This window comes from Cryobacterium sp. MLB-32 (genome assembly GCF_000738085.1).
Lineage (GTDB): Bacteria > Actinomycetota > Actinomycetes > Actinomycetales > Microbacteriaceae > Cryobacterium.
Map to the genome: position 1 here is coordinate 1 of NZ_JPRS01000684.1, position 900 is coordinate 900.

Annotated in this window: 1 protein-coding gene and 1 pseudogene; one reads left to right on the forward strand and one right to left on the reverse strand. The window is 57.9% G+C overall.

Annotation, left to right across the window (positions count from 1 at the left end; translation table 11 throughout):
* Window positions 1-517: pseudogene (locus tag JF66_RS20885) on the reverse strand (carboxypeptidase-like regulatory domain-containing protein); the annotation flags it as partial.
* A gap of 259 nt (window positions 518-776) precedes the next feature.
* Here JF66_RS20885 and JF66_RS24845 point away from each other — a divergent pair.
* Window positions 777-900 (forward strand): IMP dehydrogenase (locus JF66_RS24845; protein ID WP_231556550.1); only part of this gene is annotated, 124 nt, incomplete at its 3' end.

The window sequence follows — 900 nt, forward strand, 5'->3', positions numbered from 1 at the left end:
TGCCGAAGATCAGCGAGAGTCCGATGGCGGCCAGGGCCAGCAGAAGCCCGAAGTTCAGTCCGTTGACCAAGCGCTCAACGAACTGATTGAAGAAGCTCACGGTGACCCGCTCGCCCTGTCCCAGGAAGAAGTTGACCGATTTGGTCTTGGTGAGGCCGAATTCGGCCTCGATAACGTTTCCACCCTTCGCCACGATGACGCCGCTCGGCAGGGTTTCTTCGTCGAGGGTGACCGTGTAGGTGCCCTTGTCCGGGACGCCGATCGCCCACTTGCCTTCGGCATCCGTGTTGACGTCGGCGGTGTAGCCGCCGCCCTTCACGCTGATGTTCACACCATCGAGGGGATCACCGCCGAATTGCACGTTGCCGGAGATCTTGTAGTCGTACTCGGTCCCCACCTCGTCTGCATGGGCCGGACTCGACGAGAGTGTGGACAGGCTGAGGGCCGCGAAAAGCATACCGAAGAGAATGATGATCATCCTCGGTACGCGTTTGCGAGCCGGAGCTATGGGCTTCACTGGACCTCCATGTTGACGCCGACTGGTTTGTAACCGGGCAGGCGCCGGGTCTTACGGTCAACACCGTTGTCGACAGTACGTGCCGATTATGTCCTATATGTTTCGAACTTCATCACCGGCACCCTGATTTTATCGTCCTTAGCGCACCTGGCGGAATGGATGGGCCCCAAACTCGCTTAACATTGGAGAAACCAGTCCGGCCCGTTGCAGCGCTCGGACACTGTTTTTCTCTATGTGTCAATACGATTTAAGGGGTTATATGGATCAGCCAGATCCGTTCGGATTCATCGGGCTTACCTACGACGACGTTCTGCTCCTGCCGGGCCACACCGACGTCATTCCCAGTGAAGCAGTGACGATGTCCCGGCTGACGAGACGTATCA